Here is a 17,986-nt window from a genome sequence, read left to right on the forward strand (position 1 = left end):
AACGGAACTCCCTTGACACTGGTTCTTTTTTATGCTCGGATATACATAATCCTTTCCTTCGCCCTATCCTTCACAGCCTTCACCAAAATACCTAGCAGTTGCGGTACAATGGCAATGGTCAGCACCACAACCCAATGTTTCAGTTCCATCGGTACCGTCTTAAAGATAGGCTGCAGAAAATGAATGTAATTTACTGCCAACTGCAGAGCAGTGGAAATAGCTACTGCCAACAGCAATTGTGGGTTGCCCCATAGTCCAATTTCCAGAATCGAATGTCTTTCAGAACGGCAGGAGAAAACAAAGGTCAACTGGTAAAATACCAGGGTATTAAAAGCCATGGTTCTGGCTAAATCCACCTGCCCCATCATTAAACCAATGGCAAAGGCCAACAAGGTACCCAGCGCAAATAAAGTTCCGGTACTGGCAATCCGCCATCCTAAGCCGTGGGAAAAGACACTCTCCTGAGGATCTCTGGGTCTTCGATACATGATATCTCTCTCCGCAGGGTCAACACCCAGTGCCATGGCAGGCAGTCCATCGGTGACCAGGTTCATCCATAATATTTGGATTGGCAACAAAGGTAACGGCATCCCCATTAAAACCGCCAAAAACATGGTTAGAACTTCCCCTACGTTGCAAGACAGCAAGTAACGAATAAACTTCCGAATATTATCGTAAATGGCCCGGCCCTCTTCAATGGCTGCGGCAATGGTTGTAAAATTGTCGTCCGCCAGCACCATGGCAGAGGCTTCTTTGGTAACATCCGTTCCAGATTTACCCATGGCAATGCCAATATCTGCTTCCTTTACAGCCGGTGCATCATTAACCCCGTCCCCGGTCATTGCCACCACATGTCCGTTCCGTTTGAGAGCCCGCACGATACGTAGTTTGTGTTTAGGACTAACCCGCGCATAAACAGCTGTTGCTTCTGCTTCCCGTTGTAATTCATCATCGGAAAGACGGTCTATCTCCCTACCCGACAACACCTGAGCCCCTTTGGCTAATAACCCTAGTTCCTTGCCCACAGCTTGGGCTGTCAATTGGTGATCACCGGTGATCATAACCGTCCGTATACCGGCTCGCCGACAAGCTTGAATGGCTTGTATGGCCGAGGGACGTGGCGGATCAATCATACCGGCTAAACCCAGGAAGGTTAATCCCTGTTCTATTCTTTCCTCGGTAAATTCATCCTCTGTTTGAAATCCTTCCAGATTCCGATAAGCCAGGGCCAGCACCCGTAAAGCCTCTTTCGCCATATGGGAGTTATACTTCAGCATTTCTGCTTTCATACTTTCACTGAAAGGAATAATACGACCATCCTTGTAAATATGGCTGCATAAATCTAACATCACATCCGGTGCACCCTTAACATAAGCTGTGACCTTGCCAGATCTGTCTTTGTATACCACCGACATTCTTTTACGAGTACTATCAAAGGGAAGTTCCGCTAACCGGATATCTTCCCGCTCCAAATCCTTACGCCAAATCTTGCCTTTGGCAGCCATTACCATTAAAGCCCCTTCAGTAGGATCCCCTGCCACTCCCCAAACACGAGCTAGTTTACCTGCCTGTAGGTTACGGAGTAACCCCGTCACAGAGAGTTCTCCTTTGCTTAGTTGGGCATTGTTGCACAGTGCCGCACATTTTAGGAATAGATTAAATTCGGGCCCTTTGGGTCCTTGAAAATCAAATCCTCCTTTAGGATCGTAACCCTCACCACTTACTTTTACCTGGGTACTACCCAGCCAAGCCTGGCGAACCGTCATCTGGTTTTCCGTTAAAGTGCCTGTTTTATCACTGCAAATAACTGTGGCACAACCCAAGGTTTCTACCGCTGGCAACCGCCTAATAATGGCGTTGCGTTTAATCATTCGCTGCACTCCGATAGCCAAAGCAATGGTTACAATGGCAGGTAAACCTTCTGGAATAGCAGCCACAGCCAAGCTAACGCCAGCCAGAAACATGTTATAGAGCGGTTCCCCACGCCATACACCCAACACCACCACCAGGGTACAAACCAGCAGACAAAAAGCAACCAGAATCTTTCCTAGCTGTTCCAAGCGTCTTTGTAAAGGAGTTACATCTTCCTCGGCCTCCTGAATCATCCGGGTGATATGCCCCATCTCCGTATGCATGCCCGTATTCACTACCACACCGGAGCCTCGTCCCCGCACCACAACGGTCCCCATATAGGCCATATTACGGGTATCCCCCAGGGAAACTTCCTCCTGCCCGGCCATGTTGGCTACCCGTTTTTTTACAGGATGTGATTCACCTGTCAGAGCGGATTCTTCCACCTCCAGATTGGCAATAGACAACAGCCGCAGGTCGGCGGGTATTTTATCCCCGGTATCAATCAATACAATGTCACCAGGAACCAGTTCCGCAGCAGGTAACTTTCTTTCCAGGCCTTCCCGAATCACCTTAGCTTCCGGTGCTGTCATGGCCTTAAGTGCCTCCATGGATTTTTCTGCCCGAAATTCTTGGACAAATCCCAGTACAGCATTCACTACCACAATAATCATGATGGTAACGGCATCGGCCCATTCGCCAAGAAACCCAGAAATCACAGTGGCAGCAATTAATACTAAGACCATAAAATCCTTAAATTGATTTAAAAACATTTGCCAGGGTGGGGTCTTCCTGGCACTTATTAACTTGTTGGGCCCAAATTGTTCCATTCTCTCCTTAGCCTGCTGCTCGTCCAACCCTTTTTCGCTGCAGGTAGCCAATTGCTCCAATACCTCTTGTCGCTTCATGGCAAACCACCGCGTGGTCATTGTGTCACACCTCCAAACAGGTTTGTCCTTTACTCTTTTAAAATCTATTCAGCCTGTCCGAAAAAAAGACCCATATTTTGGTTATGACTGATAAACCTGGTGACACCATTCATAGGGTCCGCTACAATAGAGGGGTAGGAAGGAGAAGATATTGATGGCTTTTGATGGTTTAGTAATGGCTGCCGTAGCACAAGAACTGGCAGATTTATTGATAGGAGGACGGCTGGAAAAAATCCAACAACCCAGCGCCAACGAAATTATCTTGGTCATTCATACTCGGGCAAGGGGTAAGCTGCGACTGCTGCTCTCAGCCAACGCCCAAGATGCCCGCATTCATGTAACATTTGGTTCCTTTGTAAATCCCCTTGCTCCTCCGATTTTCTGCATGGTACTGCGCAAACACCTGGAGGGCGGACGCGTTCGCTCAGTGGAGCAAGTCGGGCTGGAGCGAGTCCTCAAAATTGCTGTGGATTCAAGGGATGAGTTGGGACGACCCGCAGAAAAAATTCTTATCTGTGAAGTGATGGGGAAACACAGCAATGTTCTACTGGTAGACCCGGATAGCAACACCATTGTTGATGGTATTCACCGCTATTCCCATTCAGTATCACGCTATCGGGAAGTGTTACCCAATCGCCCCTATCTGCCGCCGCCGGCACAGGGTAAAATTGACCCGAGACAACTTACGGAGGATGCTTTTAAATCCCTGTTATTACAAAGTAATCTGGACTCTCCGGTGGCTAGTACCTTATTGCAAAAAATTGCCGGGTTAGGTCCCCAAACCTGCCGAGAATTGGTGGCAAGGACTGGTTTACCCGTGGATTATGCCTTGGAACATTGTGGCGATTATGAGCTAACTAAACTGTGGGAGCAACTGAAATGGATTTGCACCTTATTGAATGAAAGCACCTTTGAACCTACGCTACTCTTAGATCGGCGGGGGTTGCCGCTGGATTTTGCCGCCATAAACTTATCGTACCTGCCGGCCAGTAAACGAGAAACCGCCAGCATTAGTACAATTTTAGACCAATACTATAGCCAAATTACACAGGTACGTTTGCTTGAAAGTGAACGCCAATCCTTGGCGCAAATTGTGCGTAAAGAAGTCAGCCGCTTACGGAAAAAGCGGAATTTACACCGTGAGTCCCTAGAGAACGCCGAAAGGGCCGACAAATACCGTATTTACGGAGAACTTTTGACAGCTAACCTTTATCAAATTGAACAGGGGCCGGAAGCAGTGGTGGAAAATTTTTACCATCCCGCAGCTGAAAAAATGGTGATTCAAATGGACTCCTCCCTTACCCCGTCCCAAAATGCCCAGGCCTTTTTTAAAAAATATCTCAAGGCCAAGCATACCCGGGATGCGGTAATTAGTCATTTAGAACAGGCAGAATCAGAGCTTACTTACTTAGAGGCTGTAGAAAATGCTGTTCTACAGGCAGAGGACTTGGAATCTTTAGCCGAAATACGCAGTGAATTAGAGGAACAGGCTTACCTGAAGCCGCGCGTTCTACAAGGGAGAGGAAGAACGAAAAAAGAACAGGTTCGTCCTGAGCCCCTGTCCTTTATTTCTTCAGAAGGTTTTTCCATTCTGGTTGGTAAAAATAACAAACAAAACGATTACCTTACCCTTAAACTGGCTGCCGATCAAGATATCTGGCTGCACACCAAAGATATTCCCGGTTCCCATGTGATTATCCGTAGTAGCCAAAGTGAAGGTGTATCCGAGCAAACCCTTCTGGAAGCCGCCACCTTGGCTGCCTGGTTTAGTAAAGCACGGCAATCCGGTAAAGTTCCGGTGGACTATACCTTACGACGTCATGTGAGAAAACCTCGAGGGGCCAAGCCTGGAATGGTTATTTATGATCATCAGCAAACCCTCATGGTGTCTCCCACTGAGGAACTGGTAGAACAACTTGTTAGTAAAACGTAGCTTGTTTACTACCATTGAACAGTACCCCAGATATGATAGTAGAGGTATGGAGGGTGAAGAAAATGAGGAGAACACTTCAAGCATTATCGTTGGCGTTTCTGCTTGTGCTGATGGTATCGGGGGCTGCTTACGGAGCACAGGCCGAAAAAAATGTAACGGTAACGATACCGGTCAACGGTATTACCGTTAATGGAGTTAAGATTGATAACAGTCACATCCAATATCCCTTTATCGTATATAACGACATTACCTATTTCCCCATGACCTATAACGACTGCCGGTTTCTAGGGCTGGAAACCGAATGGAAGGGAAATACGGCGGGCCTCGCCGTTGAAAAAACGGGCATTACAGCAGCTTATAAGCCCCAGAAAGCTTCCGCAAAGAACGGGGGCCGCTATCCAGCATCCGTACCCGACTTTCCGGTCAAGGTCAATGGGAAAACCCTGGACAACAGCAAAGAACAATACCCCTTGCTGTCCTTCCGGAACGTCACCTATTTTCCGCTGACCTGGGAGTTCGGTGTAAAGGAATTCGGCTGGGACTACAGCTTTGACGGCCAGAACGGACTCACCATCCGTTCGACCAATCTCGTACTGGAACAAAAGCCAATCGCCAATGGCAGCATCAAAAAGGCGTATGACGACATTGACAATGTGACAGTGACTGATCAATATGCTTACTATGAGGACAGCAAAGGCCGCATCATCCAGGCTCCCCTGGCAAACCTGTCCAGGACAAAAACCGTTTACCAGCTTCCCGTCGAGAGCTACGGCGATGGACAACCTGTTTATTATACCAGGTTGTACGTGGACAAAGGGGTGGCGTATCTGTTCTACCACATCGGTGGTGCGGTTATGGGCGCGGATTTTCTGATCCGCTTGAATGACGATGGCACCACTTCGCAACTACAGAATAGCTATACGCGGGTCAAGACCTTTGGTGATAAGAGCTTCTCCTACTGGACGGGCGGAGCGCCGGGAGCAGGAAACCTCTTTATGAAGTCCGGTCAGGGTGAACCGAAGCCATTGGGAGACCCAGATTACCTTTATGGCTGGGCCTGGAGAACAGATGTTAACGGCAGCGGTGGCAGCGGAACGGATGATGTCTATCTGGTCGGGGACGATCTGTATATCCTGGCCTTTCCAATGATGAAACAAGGTAACGGGACGACTGGGATCTACAAAGTGAATATCAATACCAATGAAGTAACCAGGATCAGCCAGCGAGAAGCGCTCGCCTTTCAGAAGGAAGGGGATTTCCTATACTATCAGAATGAGGGCGACCTGTATCGTATCTCCCTTACGGACGGAAGGGAAGAGCTAGTTCAGCAACTGAGCAAAAATCCGAGCTCTGTCAGAAATTTTGCCATTCTGAACAGCAGAGTTTACTGGCAAGATGATACAAATAACATCCTTTACAATGCCGCCGGCGAGAATGTAAATCCTGGGGCAGAGCTGGATGATCTGAAACTGGCGGGAGACAATGATGAATATCTTGTCTGTACCTTTAAAGAAACGGAGCTTTCAAAGTACAGAATCATGATTTTCGACAAGTCTGGTAAGGTGGTTTTCAAGACCTCGGATAAAGCCTACGGCAGAAATATTTTCATCAAGGCCAACACGGTTTATTTCTATAACATCACCGCCGGTACGATCTGCGTCGGAACGCTCAATGAAACAGTGACTTAATAAAGGGAACTACATCAGTAATGCGGGGCTTCTCCATGGTAGTAGAAGCCCCGCTGATGATGAGAGGCACCAGCGAGTCTTCGCGATAAAGGGAACCGTGACTTCCTTTTCCCGGCCAGGGGGGAGCACCAGCGCCAGCTAAAAGATACCCTGGTTTTGCCGTGACAACCAGTTCCCCGGCATTCGGGTTATCTAAACAATGGAAAATACGTTCCAACGCATTAGGATAAGTATTGTAGTGAATCACATTCCCCTCTATTTTCATATCTAAAATCTCTGGTTCCCCCGTAATTTCCCAACAGTTTCCATACGAATCCTGCAAATTACCCTTTTTACGAAAAGATAATTTGCCCTTGGAGGTTACTACATAATAGCAAGTTTGATCTTGCCAAATAACTTGATCAACATTTGGTTCCTTGATCAAACATTCTGCTATACTTCTTCGCATACCCGGACGGTATCTAAGTATGTAAATATAGGCCAACCGCTCATTGGAACAGATGGCAATATCTTTTTCTTCCACTGGGTTTTCACCAATCCTAGCCTGGGAATAGAAATTCAGTAACTTATCGATCCTAACGAGACTTTTTCTGCCCTGTATGGTGGATTGTCCATGATCTCCCACCACGATAAAAATACACTCTTCCAGAGCTTTCTGCCAGGAAGGAAAGCCATTGAGCAACTCTTGTAGCCTCTTATCCACCTTGGTCAGACAGGGGTTACAACAATCCGCATCCTTTTTATGTGCCTGTTTGTCGGTATCCGGGAAGTAAACAGTTAACAAATCCGGTTTTGGCTTTTGCTGCAAAAACCACTGGGCCGCTCGGGCGGAAAATCTGTCATTAACAGCAAAACGAGGCCAATAGCGAATATCTGTTACACTTTGCCTTAATTCACCTGGCGGTTGGTAAAATTTACCTAGCAAAAAACCTTTTGGCCCATAGATTTTCCTATCATCCACCTGAAACAGGGTAACTAACTTGATTAACAACGGAATTTGAGCTAAATATTCTTTATTTCCTCGATATATAATGGGATTGGAGGCAGCTGTGAAATATCCCTTGGACTCTAAATCTTCATAAATGGTTCTTACTTGCCACCCTAAATGCTTGTGGTTGAGGTTAAACAGATATTCTTGAGCAGCCTGAACCAGTCCATTTCTTAAAATGGAATACCAATTAGAACCATAATCAATTATTCTTCTTTCCCCTCGGTGATACCAAACTATACCGGGTATTCCATGTAAAGACGGCGGTGCCCCGGTGGTCAGGGATGCTGTACAGGCAGGTGTTACGGTGGGAAAACCGGAGATACAATCAGGATAAAGTCGGCCGTTTTCAATTAGAAAAGAGAAAGCCGGCAAAAGTCCTTGCTCTATACCGTGTTCCAATGCCCTAGGGTGGAAAGAATCAATAACCATGTAAATCACTTTCTTACGAACAGGCATCGTCCCACCCCCAGCTCAAATAAAAAAACTCCCCCTTATCTTGCACCATAATGGGGAGTTTTACGCTAAGGGAATACCCTTATACTACTTTTCATTACTCAAACAACGACAGCTGCTCCTGTGGTCTGTCCAGTTGGTTCAGATAATCGAACACCGTCTGGGTGCCGCAAAGGATGTCGTTTTGCTTGCAAAACTCCTTCACCAGCTTGCCCAATGTCTTTCCATTTGGGCTTTTGATACCGTAGGCTGTGCCAAAAGCACGCATATACCGCTGCTTCATCCCCGGAAAATGCTCATCTAATTTTTGATAGAAATATTCTCGGTTGCCGCTACGCAGCGTCATACCGATGCCAAAGGTGAGAATACCCCGTACACCAGCTTCACCGCAATAGCTAAGAAGCTCTTGGATATTTTCCTCGGTATCGTTAAGAAAAGGCAGGATAGGTGTTAGCCAAACCACCGTGGGAATGCCTGCACTTTGCAGTTCCTTTAGTACTTCAAACCGACGGCGTGTGGTGGCCACATTAGGCTCTAAAATGCGGCAAAGCGCCTCATCATAGGTGGTCAGCGTCATCTGCACCACGCATTTCGCCTTGTGGTGGATACTTTGCAAAAGGTCCATGTCCCGCAAAACCAAATCCGACTTGGTAATCACCGAAAACCCAAAGCCGTAGCGGTCGATGATTTCTAAACAATGGCGGGTGAGCCTCTCGCTCTTCTCAAGGGGCAGATAGGGGTCGCTCATCGCCCCGGTGGCAATCATAGAGCGCCCGCGCTTTTTTCGCAGGGCGTCCTCCAAAAGCTGCGGGGCATTTTGCTTGACCTCCACATCTTCAAAGGTGTAGGTCATGCCGTAGCACTCACTGCGGGAATCGCAGTAGATGCAACCATGGGTGCAACCCCGGTAGGGATTCATCCCGTTTTTAGAAGACAGAATGGATTTTGCGTCTTTGTAGTGCACGGCCTAACCTTCCTTTCCTACCATTAAATCCTACCATTAAATCGCAGGGTGAGACTGCGGCGGTCAAACTCATTGTGTACTCCCAAAAACACAGGGACAGGGATTATGTTTCTGAAACAATCTCGCTGTCCCTGTGTTTGTATATGAAAGCAAATTTAATAAGTACTGAACCCTACCGCGATGGGTATTATCAATTGGCAATATGTTATCCATGCACTCTGTAGAGTGCGACACCCCGCTCAATGGCTGCTATAGCCTTGCTTTGATTTCAATCCACGCACTCGTGCAGAGTGCGACCTTAAAACAAGAAGAAGTTGTTCATCACATAAATATTTCAATCCACGCACTCGTGCAGAGTGCGACTGCAAAGGTGGTAAGCCAGTATTTTATGATCCACCGATTTCAATCCACGCACTCGTGCAGAGTGCGACTCCCTGCTGATATGACTTACAAGGAATGGTATCAATTTCAATCCACGCACTCGTGCAGAGTGCGACCGCAGTAACAGCAGTAATGCCAACAACCGCAATAATTTCAATCCACGCACTCGTGCAGAGTGCGACGATTTAGGTCATGGCATAAGCGTTTACGGGTATTGATTTCAATCCACGCACTCGTGCAGAGTGCGACGTCTTATTACCAAACACTAACAAACGCTATTATATAATTTCAATCCACGCACTCGTGCAGAGTGCGACTGATCACAATACTGAATGATAAAGATTTTATTGAAATTTCAATCCACGCACTCGTGCAGAGTGCGACGTCAGTGATTTGGTAGGATGGGATACATCGAACCTATTTCAATCCACGCACTCGTGCAGAGTGCGACCGTTAGCGGTGATCCTGAGGCTATAAATCAGGGATTTCAATCCACGCACTCGTGCAGAGTGCGACTTCACGGCAATACTTTTTAATAAAATCTTGAGAATTTCAATCCACGCACTCGTGCAGAGTGCGACCCCCAACAGCGAACAGCGATGGCACTGTAGAACTATTTCAATCCACGCACTCGTGCAGAGTGCGACGGCGGCATATTGGAATGCCTGATACTAAAGCTTGGAACAGCTTTGTTGTGCGAACCCTATTTTTTAAGGGATCTTTTATAGACACATTCGGGCAATAAAGGCGCTCAAGCCTTTATTTTACGATGGTGCGAACCTCCCAGGAAATCGATGTTTACTTAGGGTTCGCACCAATCATAGACTTCCTTCAAGATTATAAGTTTCTTTGGCTCCGCCGACTTTATGGGTTAATCTCACTTCTCAACGGTACGGCTGCCAGGCTTCACAGCAGGTATTCCCTGAGCGCAGAGGGGACATTGCTCTGGTTCATAGGTTTCTACGGTTACGCTCAGTAACGCTTCGGTACGCACCCCTAAATCTGCCTGACCATTGCTGCGATCCACCAGAACGCCTACTCCAACCACTTCACCGCCCAGGCTACGAACTACTTTGATGACCTCAGCCACTGAACCACCGGTGGTGATCACATCTTCCACCACCAACACCTTTTCTCCCGGTGCAATGGTAAAATTCCGCCGCAGAGCCATGCTGCCGTTTTCCCTTTCGGTAAACAAACTACGAACGCCCAGTGCCCGGGCCACTTCATGGGATACCAAGATTCCTCCCATGGCCGGTCCAATCACAGTTTCTACTCCAAGGCCGGCAAAACGCCCTGCCAATTCCCGGCATAGTTTCTCGGTATGTTGCGGATGCTGTAGGACCTGAGCACATTGAAAGTAACGATTGCTATGTTTGCCAGAGGTTAAGCGAAAATGGCCGCTTAACATGGCACTGGTTTTTTCAAATATTTGAATGATTTCTTCTCGTGTCATGCCATATCTCCCTTTCCTTTTTTCAAATCCCTTAGGGCATCCAGCAAGATCAGCGCCACACCAATACAAATGGCAGTATCTGCCAGATTGAACACTGGCCAAATCCGAAAATCTAGAAAATCGATCACTTTGGTGTAGACAATGCGATCCCTTAAATTGCCGATAGCTCCTCCAGCCACCAAACCCAGGGCCACTTGATAAAGGACACCGGCCTTGTTAATCCAACGGTAGCTAACAGCCAATCCCAGCAAAACTAAGGATGTGATAACAACAAAGAACCAGGTTTTACCAGCCAGCATGCCAAAGGCTGCACCGGGATTTTGGATATAGGTAAAATGAAAAATGTTTGTCCAGATGGGAATGGACTCTCCCAGCACCATTTTGTTCATAACAATAAATTTAGAATATAAATCAAGGGCCACTGTAACGAGAAGTATCACTAGGAAACGAAACATTTTTAAAGTACCTCAGCCATTTCTTGGAGTATTTTTTGCGCAGCAGCAGGTGGGTTGTCCGAGCCTGTAATAGGACGGCCCACCACCAAATAACTGGCACCTTGGCCTATGGCCTCGGCCGGTGTCATGATCCGTTTTTGATCCCCTGAGACCGACCAAGCGGGCCTGATACCAGGAGTAATAATGGCAAACTCCTTACCGCAAGCTTGGCGAATGATCGAGGTTTCCCGTGGGGAAGCCACCACTCCATCCAGCCCTGCCTCCTTGGTAAGTATGGCCCAGGTTTTAACCCTATCTTCAATTTCCCCGGCGAGACCCATTTCTTGATGAAAAATCCTTTGGTCCACACTGGTGAGAACTGTCACTGCAATCATCAGAGGTGCCGGAATACCCAGGGCAGCGGCTCGTTCCTTGACAGCCTGAGCTCCCGCCTGCATCATAGCAGTGCCACCGGCGGCATGTACATTGATAATATCTGCTCCCAGGCCAGCCAAGACTTTGGCTGCCTGACCAACGGTGTTGGGAATATCATGCAGCTTTAGATCAAGAAATACCTTGACTCCCTGTTCTTTAATTTGACGTACCACTTCAGGGCCGGCACTATAAAACAACTGCATGCCCACTTTAAACACACCCGCATAGGGTGCTAATTGACGTGTTAACACCAAGGCTTCTGCAGCAGAGGCCACATCTAAGGCAACAATCAGTTTTTCTCTGGCTGCTTGTATTTTATTTTCCATAGTTCCTCCACTCATGGCTGGGCAGCCCCCACCAATTGATTGATATCGGCAATGCCATTGGCCATTAAATACCGCTCAATTCCCTCCAGCACTTCAAGAGTCGCCCGGGGGTTTGTAAAACTGGCGGTTCCCACCGCCACAGCCGTGGCCCCGGCCAGAATAAATTCCAGGGCATCCTCGGCAGCCATGATACCACCCATGCCGATAATGGGTATGCTAACCGCTTGATACACCTGCCAGACGGCCCTTATTGCCACCGGCTTCACCGCCGGCCCGGACAACCCACCCACAATATTGCCCAGCAGGGGTTTTTTCTGGCGGATATCAATGGCCATCCCCAGTAAGGTGTTGATGACAGAAAGAGCATCCGCTCCGGCCCCTGCTACTTCCCGGGCAATGGCAGCTATATCCGAAACATTGGGAGAAAGCTTGACAATGACCGGCTTGGAGGTAGCATTTTTTACCGCTTGGGTCACTTCTGCCGCGGCAGCGGGATCACTGCCAAAGGCCATGCCACCCTTTTTTACGTTAGGACAAGAGATATTGACTTCCAGCGCTGCAATGCCTTGCACCGGGTCTAATTTAGCCGCCAGTTGAGCATATTCTTCTACGGTATTGCCCGCAATATTAACAATAACGTTGGTCTTTAGTTCCCGAAAGTAAGGCGCATAGTGTTCGATTAAATAATCTGCGCCGGGATTCTGCAAACCAATGGAGTTTAAGATTCCCGCCGGAGTCTCCACCAGCCGGGGAGTTGGATTACCCTCCCTTGGTTCCAGCGTAGTTCCCTTTACAGTAATGGCTCCCAATTGATCGATATTCACATAGGGAGCGTATTCCGGGCCAAAACCAAAGGTCCCGGAGGCTGTGGTCACCGGATTGGCCATCAGCATGCTGCCAATGTGTACTTGTAAGTTCGGTTTCAATCCCACACCACCTGCCAAGAAGGAAATACCGGCCCGTCGGCACAAGCCCGTTTGTTAGTAACCTTCCCATGATGGGAAATTTTCACAGCACAGGACAGACAAGCCCCAACACCGCAACCCATATGTTCTTCCAAGGATACTTCTCCAGGCACATCCGCTTCTGCCAACAAGGCGGCAACTCCCTGCATCATCGGTTTGGGTCCACATACATAGGTCATAGCGGTTCTCCGCCAATCCATATGACGCCCCATAAAATCCGTTACATTTCCCTGCCAGCCCAGAGAGCCATCATCGGTGGCAATGACCACTTCGGCGTCCATCTGCTCGAACTGTCCATCACAAAGCACACTCTTTTTATCCTTGGCACCCAAATACACCGTAATCTGACATTTCATGTTAGCCAATTCCTGTACCAGAAAAACCAGTGGAGCTGCCCCAATACCGCCAGCGGCCACTGCCACTCGAGAACCAGGCAACGGTAAGGTAAAGCCCCTCCCTAAGGGACCCATAAGATTCACCAGATCCCCAGGCTGCCGCTGAGCTAACATTTCGGTACCCTTGCCAATCACCCGAAACAACAGGGCCAGTACACCTTTCGGGCGGCTAACCATGTGGATCGACAGGGGGCGGCGCAGTAACGGTTCTTGTGTTTCACTGCAGCGCACGTGCACAAATTGGCCCGGCACCGCTAGCCGGGCAATATCAGGAGCTTCCAATTCCATATAATAGGTTTCCGGTGCCACCTGGTAGACTGCCAGTACCTTTGCATCCAGCACCTTTGACATCCATATTCCCCCCACAACTGTATTCCAAAGTTCTGCATGATGCCTTAAGTTTACCCTTTTTATGCCACTTTAGGCAATATGATAGCTATATAATTAGGCATAGTTCTGAAGAGGAATTACATCGGGCACTTCTCCTTCTTGAATGCCATAGAGCACTTCCAGCATCACCCAGGCAGTGTCCATCGAGGTTAGGCAAGGAATGCCGTGTTCCACCGCGGATCGACGGATCTTAAAGCCATCCCTTTGGGGCTCTTTGCCCCGGCTGATGGTGTTAATTACCAGATTGATGCGATTGGCCTTGATAAGGTCAACAATGGTTTCTTTACCCTCACCTACTTTATTTACAGCCATCACCTGAATACCATGTTTTTGCAGAAATGCTGCGGTTCCCTTGGTGGCACAAACCTGATAGCCCAATTCCACCAGTCCTTCTATAATTGGCAGAGCTTCCACCTTATCCCGATCGGCAATGGTGGCAAGAACTGTGCCCTGTTTAGGAAATTGAGTGCCCGCAGCCAACAGTGCTTTGTAAAGTGCCACTGAGAAATCCTTATCCACTCCCAACACTTCACCAGTGGATTTCATTTCTGGCCCCAGGGAGACATCCACATCCAGCAGTTTGCCAAAAGAAAACACCGGAGCCTTGACAGCTACTAAACCAGCAGTGGGTAATAAGCCACCCTGATAACCCAGTTCTGCCAGGGATTTACCCAGAGCACATTTGGTGGCCAGGTTAACCATGGGGACCCCGGTAACCTTACTCAGATAAGGTACCGTACGGCTGGAGCGAGGATTTACTTCGATTACATAAACCTGTCCTTCGTGCAAAACATATTGGATATTGACTAACCCTTTAACACCCAACGCCAAAGCCAGTCTCTGGGTATAATCCACCATTTGCTCCGTCTGCTCCTGGGTCAAAGTTTGGGCCGGATAGACAGCGATACTATCCCCGGAATGAACACCAGCCCGTTCAACATGCTCCATAATGCCGGGAATTAATACCTCAGACCCATCACAAATGGCATCCACCTCAAATTCCTGTCCTACCAGGTAACGATCCACCAGCACCGGGTGTTCCGGTGTGATCTGAACAGCCCGTTGCATATAAGAAAGCAGTTCCTCTTGGGAGTAAACAATCTCCATCGCCCGTCCACCTAAAACATAGGAAGGACGTACCAGAACCGGAAAACCTACCTCCGTAGCAATGGCTGCTGCTGCTTCCACCGAAAAGGCGGTGCGACCCGGTGGTTTGGGAATCTGTAATTTGGTCAGTAATTTATCAAAGCGTTCCCTGTCCTCGGCTACATCAATTGCATCTACCGAAGTGCCAATAATGTGAAACCCGGCTTGCTCCAGGGGCTTGGCTAAGTTAATAGCTGTTTGGCCGCCAAACTGCACGATCACTCCTTGGGGTTGTTCCTTCTCTAGAATGTTGAGAACATCTTCTACCACCAATGGTTCAAAGTACAATCGGTCGGCGGTATCAAAATCAGTGCTGACGGTTTCCGGGTTGTTGTTGATCGTTATGGCTTCAATTCCCTCCTGCCGCAGGGCCCATACGGAATGTACCGAACAGTAATCAAATTCTATGCCCTGGCCGATGCGGATCGGGCCTGATCCTAACACTACCACCTTGGTTCGCTGGGTGTAAGCAGCTTCGTTCTCTTGTTCATAGCTGGAATAGAAATACGGGGTAACTGCCTCAAATTCGGCAGCACAGGTATCGACCATCTTGTAGACCGGTTCGATGCCCAAGGACTGTCTATAGGCTCTTAGCTCTTGCTCGGTCATCTTCATTAACTCGGCCAGATAGCGATCCGCGAAACCGAGTTGTTTGACCTGCCGCAGCAGTTCAACGGGAGGCTTGCCAGTGATTTCTTTGAGTTTGTTTTCTAACTCCACTAATTTAAGAATTTTATCTAAGAAGAATAAATCTATTTTCGTTAGATTATGAACCTCTTCAACGCTACCGCCACGCCTAAAATATTCGGCTATAGCAAACATTCTCTGATCCGAAGGTTGAATAAGTTGCTGTGTTAACTCCGCTGGGGAAAGCTCGGTCAACTCCGGCAGATGTAAACCGAAAAGACCCACCTCTAACGAACGAATAGCCTTCATTAAGGCACCTTCCAATGTGCGATCGATGGACATTACTTCGCCAGTGGCCTTCATCTGAGTTCCTAGGCTGCGGTCTGCTCCGGTAAATTTATCAAAGGGCCAGCGGGGGAATTTTACTACCACATAATCCAGGGTTGGTTCAAAACAGGCATAGGTTTTGCCCGTTACTGAGTTGCGAATTTCATCTAAAGTAAGGCCAATGGCAATCTTTGCTGCCACTTTGGCAATGGGGTAGCCAGTGGCCTTAGAAGCTAGGGCAGAAGAGCGGGATACCCTGGGATTTACTTCAATTACAATATATTTGAAACTCAGAGGATCTAAGGCATATTGCACATTACAGCCACCCTCAATGCCCAAGGCCCGGATAATCTTGAGGGAGGCACTGCGCAACATTTGGTATTCCCGGTCGCTGAGGGTTTGCGAAGGAGCGACCACAATGCTGTCGCCGGTGTGTACCCCCACTGGATCGATATTTTCCATGTTACAAACGGTGATACAATTATCCGCACCGTCTCGTATCACTTCGTATTCGATTTCCTTCCAGCCGGCCACACTGCGCTCCACCAGAATTTGCCCGATGAGACTATGTTTTAGTCCCCGGATGGCTACCGCTTGAAGTTCTTCAGCATTCTGAGCGATACCACCTCCGGTACCGCCCATGGTATAGGCCGGGCGTACAATCACCGGATAGCCGATTTCGTTAGCAAAATCCACCGCTTCTTGTACGGAACAAACAATGATACTCTCCGGCACCGGCTCCCCGATCTGTTCCATCATTAACTTAAACATTTCCCTGTCTTCGGCCTTACGGATGGCATCCAGGGGTGTCCCCAACAGGGTGACCCCTTCTTCATCCAAAATTCCTTGTTCAGCCAACTGCAGGGCGATATTTAAACCAACCTGTCCGCCCAAGGTAGGCAACAGGCCATCAGGTTTTTCTTGACGAATTATCCTCGTGACAAACTGTGGTGTTAATGGCTCGATATAGACTTTATCCGCCATATTGGCATCAGTCATGATGGTGGCAGGGTTGGAGTTCACCAAAACCACTTCCAGACCTTCCTCCCGGAGTGCTCGACAAGCCTGGGTGCCGGCGTAATCAAACTCCGCCGCCTGCCCAATGATAATGGGTCCCGAACCAATTACCAGTACTTTTTTAATCCCCAGCTTTTTAGGCATGGAAACCTCCTTATGATTGTGTTACATATTGTTTCATGTTCTCTAAGAAGCGGTCAAACAGATATTCTGAATCCATCGGACCGGGGGCTGCCTCAGGGTGATACTGTACGGAAAAGACCGGTAATGTTTTATGATGCAAGCCCTCTACGGTGTTGTCATTTAGATTAATATGGGAAACTTCAATATCTGCAGGCAAGGAGTTCCGGTCCACGGTAAAGCCATGATTCTGTGAAGTAATATAAACCCTGCCGCTTTGTAAATCCTTTACCGGATGGTTGGCACCCCGGTGACCGAACTTTAACTTGTAAGTCTGCCCACCCACTGCCAGGCCAAGAATCTGGTGGCCTAAGCAGATGCCAAAAACAGGATATTGTCCGATCAGTTCACGCACGGTCTTAATGGCATAGGGCACATTGGTGGGATCTCCAGGTCCGTTAGACAACATAATCCCCTCAGGGCGTAACGCTTTAATTTCTTCTACAGAAGTGGTGGGCGGCACAACAACCACTTCACAGCCACGTTGATTAAGACAGCGTACTATGTTAGCTTTAGCACCAAAATCCAGGAGCACCACTCGCTGACCGCTGCCGGATACCGTGAAGATTTCCTTGGTGGCCACGGTGGGAACCAATTCCTGACCAGAAATCTGTGGGCATTGTTTGGCTTTTTCCACCAGGTCACGGGGTTCCAGAACCTCGGTACTGATGATCCCACGCATGGTTCCATGATTCCGTATGAGCTTGGTTAAGGCCCGGGTGTCTATGCCCGAGATACCAATAACCCCTTCCCGGGCCAGAAATTCGTTTATTTTATTGCTGACTCGCCAATTACTGGGACGGTCGCATTCTTCCTTCACCACAAATCCCCGGACAAAGGAGTTTTTGGCTTCAAAATCGTCTTTGTTAATACCATAATTACCGATTAACGGGTAGGTCATGACGACAATTTGCCCACAATAGGAGGGATCTGTTAAAACTTCTTGATAACCTGTCATACCGGTGTTAAAAACCACTTCTCCCCACTCTTCTCCAGTGGCCCCAAAGGCCTTACCAGTAAAAATGGTTCCATCTTCCAGTGCTAAATAAGCTTGCATTATCTGAAGACACCTCCGCCAATTAGTTTCGTCATAATGTA

At 48.2% G+C, this 17,986-nt stretch carries 12 protein-coding genes and 1 CRISPR repeat array; of the genes, 2 read left to right on the forward strand and 10 right to left on the reverse strand.

From position 1 onward, the window contains the following. Positions 1-29: 29 nt before the first annotated feature. Positions 30-2,780 (reverse strand): calcium-translocating P-type ATPase, SERCA-type, encoded by a 2,751-nt coding sequence (locus tag BUA78_RS00935; RefSeq protein ID WP_072910401.1) that lies wholly within the window; start codon positions 2,778-2,780, stop codon positions 30-32. 154 nt (positions 2,781-2,934) lie between these two features. Here BUA78_RS00935 and BUA78_RS00940 point away from each other — a divergent pair, with 154 nt between their 5' ends. Both BUA78_RS00940 and BUA78_RS00945 read left to right on the forward strand, forming a co-directional pair. Then, the gene (locus BUA78_RS00940) at positions 2,935-4,713 is read left to right on the forward strand and encodes an Rqc2 family fibronectin-binding protein (RefSeq protein ID WP_072910402.1); all 1,779 of its coding nucleotides are present in this window, start codon (positions 2,935-2,937) and stop codon (positions 4,711-4,713) included. Between the two features lie 62 nt (positions 4,714-4,775). After that, a complete protein-coding gene (locus BUA78_RS00945) occupies positions 4,776-6,401 on the forward strand; it encodes a DUF5050 domain-containing protein (RefSeq protein WP_072910403.1) in 1,626 nt (541 codons plus the stop codon). Here the strand turns inward: BUA78_RS00945 and BUA78_RS00950 are convergent. The 9 genes from BUA78_RS00950 to carA all read right to left on the reverse strand — a co-directional run bounded on the left by BUA78_RS00950 (position 6,382) and on the right by carA (position 17,945). Further along, a complete protein-coding gene (locus BUA78_RS00950; protein ID WP_072910404.1) occupies positions 6,382-7,848 on the reverse strand; it encodes an alkaline phosphatase family protein in 1,467 nt (488 codons plus the stop codon). The genes BUA78_RS00945 and BUA78_RS00950 overlap by 20 nt on opposite strands. A 94-nt stretch (positions 7,849-7,942) precedes the next feature. Continuing rightward, positions 7,943-8,809, reverse strand: a complete 867-nt coding sequence (locus BUA78_RS00955) for an SPL family radical SAM protein (RefSeq protein ID WP_072910405.1) — start codon at positions 8,807-8,809, stop codon at positions 7,943-7,945. A gap of 265 nt (positions 8,810-9,074) precedes the next feature. Beyond that, positions 9,075-9,837: a CRISPR direct-repeat array (repeat unit 32 nt; unit sequence ATTTCAATCCACGCACTCGTGCAGAGTGCGAC). A gap of 230 nt (positions 9,838-10,067) precedes the next feature. Next, entirely contained in the window at positions 10,068-10,646 is a 579-nt protein-coding gene (pyrE, locus tag BUA78_RS00960) for an orotate phosphoribosyltransferase (protein ID WP_072910406.1), read from the reverse strand. Further along, positions 10,643-11,101: a signal peptidase II gene (gene lspA, locus BUA78_RS00965; RefSeq protein ID WP_072910407.1), complete on the reverse strand. Its 459-nt coding sequence runs from the start codon at positions 11,099-11,101 to the stop codon at positions 10,643-10,645. The genes pyrE and lspA overlap by 4 nt, the downstream gene beginning before the upstream one ends. A gap of 2 nt (positions 11,102-11,103) precedes the next feature. After that, positions 11,104-11,841 carry an orotidine-5'-phosphate decarboxylase gene (gene pyrF, locus BUA78_RS00970; RefSeq protein WP_072910480.1) on the reverse strand — a complete coding sequence of 246 codons (738 nt, stop codon included), beginning with the start codon at positions 11,839-11,841 and terminating at the stop codon, positions 11,104-11,106. Positions 11,842-11,852: 11 nt separating this feature from the next. Beyond that, positions 11,853-12,767: a dihydroorotate dehydrogenase gene (locus BUA78_RS00975; RefSeq protein ID WP_072910408.1), complete on the reverse strand. Its 915-nt coding sequence runs from the start codon at positions 12,765-12,767 to the stop codon at positions 11,853-11,855. Further along, positions 12,764-13,552: a dihydroorotate dehydrogenase electron transfer subunit gene (locus BUA78_RS00980; RefSeq protein WP_072910409.1), complete on the reverse strand. Its 789-nt coding sequence runs from the start codon at positions 13,550-13,552 to the stop codon at positions 12,764-12,766. Before BUA78_RS00980 ends, BUA78_RS00975 begins: the two co-directional genes overlap by 4 nt. A 93-nt stretch (positions 13,553-13,645) precedes the next feature. Next, entirely contained in the window at positions 13,646-16,852 is a 3,207-nt protein-coding gene (gene carB / locus BUA78_RS00985) for a carbamoyl-phosphate synthase large subunit (protein WP_072910410.1), read from the reverse strand. A 10-nt stretch (positions 16,853-16,862) separates the two neighbouring features. After that, positions 16,863-17,945, reverse strand: a complete 1,083-nt coding sequence (carA, locus tag BUA78_RS00990; protein WP_072910411.1) for a glutamine-hydrolyzing carbamoyl-phosphate synthase small subunit — start codon at positions 17,943-17,945, stop codon at positions 16,863-16,865. Positions 17,946-17,986: the final 41 nt, after the last annotated feature.

It is taken from the genome of Desulforamulus aeronauticus DSM 10349, assembly GCF_900142375.1.
In the GTDB taxonomy this organism is placed as follows: Bacteria; Bacillota; Desulfotomaculia; order Desulfotomaculales; family Desulfotomaculaceae; genus Desulfotomaculum; species Desulfotomaculum aeronauticum.

What these genes read in the sequence shown, in the direction of transcription:
- BUA78_RS00980 (WP_072910409.1), bottom strand. Translation starts at nt 13,552, where the DNA reads ATGTCAAAGGTGCTGGATGCAAAGGTACTGGCAGTCTACCAGGTGGCA.
- pyrE (WP_072910406.1), bottom strand. Translation starts at nt 10,646, where the DNA reads ATGACACGAGAAGAAATCATTCAAATATTTGAAAAAACCAGTGCCATG.
- BUA78_RS00950 (WP_072910404.1), bottom strand. Translation starts at nt 7,848, where the DNA reads ATGCCTGTTCGTAAGAAAGTGATTTACATGGTTATTGATTCTTTCCAC.
- BUA78_RS00945 (WP_072910403.1), top strand. Translation starts at nt 4,776, where the DNA reads ATGAGGAGAACACTTCAAGCATTATCGTTGGCGTTTCTGCTTGTGCTG.
- lspA (WP_072910407.1), bottom strand. Translation starts at nt 11,101, where the DNA reads ATGTTTCGTTTCCTAGTGATACTTCTCGTTACAGTGGCCCTTGATTTA.
- BUA78_RS00935 (WP_072910401.1), bottom strand. Translation starts at nt 2,780, where the DNA reads ATGACCACGCGGTGGTTTGCCATGAAGCGACAAGAGGTATTGGAGCAA.
- carB (WP_072910410.1), bottom strand. Translation starts at nt 16,852, where the DNA reads ATGCCTAAAAAGCTGGGGATTAAAAAAGTACTGGTAATTGGTTCGGGA.
- BUA78_RS00940 (WP_072910402.1), top strand. Translation starts at nt 2,935, where the DNA reads ATGGCTTTTGATGGTTTAGTAATGGCTGCCGTAGCACAAGAACTGGCA.
- pyrF (WP_072910480.1), bottom strand. Translation starts at nt 11,841, where the DNA reads ATGGAAAATAAAATACAAGCAGCCAGAGAAAAACTGATTGTTGCCTTA.
- carA (WP_072910411.1), bottom strand. Translation starts at nt 17,945, where the DNA reads ATGCAAGCTTATTTAGCACTGGAAGATGGAACCATTTTTACTGGTAAG.